Raw genomic sequence first — 2,063 nt, forward strand, 5'->3', positions numbered from 1 at the left:
GTATAAACCACATGGTATAACTCCTGGTAAACGCGGCTTGCCGCTTCCCTTGGACCGGCGTTAGCCATCATCTCGGGATGATCAGCGTCATGCCTTGATCAGTCAGCACCGAAGGCCGAGCGTCTTCCTCAACAGGCTGGAGTTCGCGGCCCAGATCACTCGCCTGCTCCTTGTGAAAAACGAAGGTTTTTCCCTCGTGAGTACCGAGCACTTCGGCCGGGTATGTGACTCTTAGCGTGAAAGGAGCGTCGTGGGCACCCAACTCACGAGGAACCCAGGCGAGCCAGGTACGAGGCGTTTCCGGGGTGTAGTCAACTGCCGCTGGCAAATCACCCGTTGGTGGCTTCTGGCGCTGCTCTATCGCTTGCCCCGTGGCCCAGCAGCCCCGACTGGCATTACTCGACAACGAGACTTGAGCCCCTGCGAGAAGCGCGGGGAACTCAATTGACAGCCAATAGCCCTGAACAGGCGAAGGCCCCATCGACACATGCCTGGCGGGTTTCAACTGCACCTCAGGCTGGCTCAGGGTTTCCATCAGGGCACGCCACTCAGCGGCTTGCTCCTCATCCGTTGCCCGCCATTTGGGCGCAACACCCCAATTGCAGCGATACAACCAGAGGCGGATGCCTTCACGATGAAAGTAGCTTGCCATGTAGGAGGCGAAAAAATACACCACCCCAACGATGAGCACGGGTATCAGTACCCAGGCGCTCATCACCCAGGCGAAGGAGAAAGTCACTTTACCTAATAAAGCGCCAACAGTTTGGGCTAAAGCAATAAACCCCATAGTCGCGGTACTGCCCAGCTGTGCATACAAGGCATTTGATTCTTCAGTACTAGTGGCCGAATCCACCTTCCCGCCAATCTGCCAAGCCTCCACTGCCGCCCCAATCGCCCCGAAGGCGGCCATGCCGGCTACGCGGGTGGTGAGTTTCGCGGCGGTGCGGGCGAAGGCGGTGTTGACCCCACGCCATTGTTTTACACCGGCTTTAGCGAGCTTTGTATCTATTCCCTCAATCTTACCCAAGAGGTTTGCATGCTTATTCCAATAGGGCATCACCCACAACGCCATCACGGCACTGGTGGTGTAGCCCAGGCCGCTGACCAGTGACTTGGCATGGTGGTCATCCAGGCCTTCACGCTGGATCGTCATCAGGGTGGCGCCCACATTGAACAAGTTCAGACCGGCCACCAGCAGCGGCAGGCCGCCGCCATAGCGCTTCATCCAGTTGGTCATGCGGGCGCGGGCTGCGGCGGCGCCCTGCTCCAGCTTGATACGGTTCTGCTCGCGCAGTTCGTCATAGCCCAGTGTCTCGGCGGGTCCGCCCCCGCTGCCTGACTGTTGCGCCACGAGGCGCTTGGGTTCGCGGCTCGCCAGTTCTTCGAGGGTTTGCTGTTCACTGTTGAAGTTGCGGATCTGGGCGGCACGCTCATGCGGTGCTGACGGTCGTTTGAGACTCTCGCGCAGGCCCTGTAGGCGGTTCTGCCGTTTTTTCATCTCGCTTCGCCAGGTGCGATGCCGGGCTTCATAGTCTCCCGTGCGCACCAACTGGGTCCCCCTGGCGATGTTATCCGGGTGCACCTGGGCCGCCTGCAGGTTCCGCGCCAGTCCACGTGACCATGGCGTCAGGTTTACCGAGTCACCCGCGCCGGTCGCCGGCAGCAACTGATAGGCCACCTTCTCCCAGGCTGCCTTGGCCGACGCGTTGACCGCCTCGACCAACGCCTCCTGAAAGCGCCTGACGTGTGGGGCCAGTGCTTGATAGATACGGCTGTTGCGGACCTGCTCGAGCCCCAGCACCGCCTTGGCCTCGTTGGCTCGCAACGCAGCGTTGGTGGCGTCGCTCACGTCCAGGCCATCCGCCTCGCCGGTCTCGTAGAAGTTACCGGCGATGGTGGTCAGTGCTTCCGCCAGTTCGGGCGAGAAGTTGAACGCGGCCAGCCCGATCAGGTGATCATGCGCCCGCCCCCGCTCCGTGAGCCAGGCCTGCCCGTCTTCACTGGCGCCCAGGGCGTTGACGACCAGCTCCGACCACTCGATCAGTGCCTGGGTCTGGCGAACA

At 61.3% G+C, this 2,063-nt stretch carries 1 pseudogene; it reads right to left on the reverse strand.

From position 1 onward, the window contains the following. Nucleotides 1-67: 67 nt before the first annotated feature. Nucleotides 68-2,063: pseudogene (locus HHA01_RS14805) on the reverse strand (hypothetical protein); the annotation flags it as partial.

This window comes from Halomonas halmophila, assembly GCF_006540005.1.
In the GTDB taxonomy this organism is placed as follows: domain Bacteria; phylum Pseudomonadota; class Gammaproteobacteria; order Pseudomonadales; family Halomonadaceae; genus Halomonas; species Halomonas halmophila.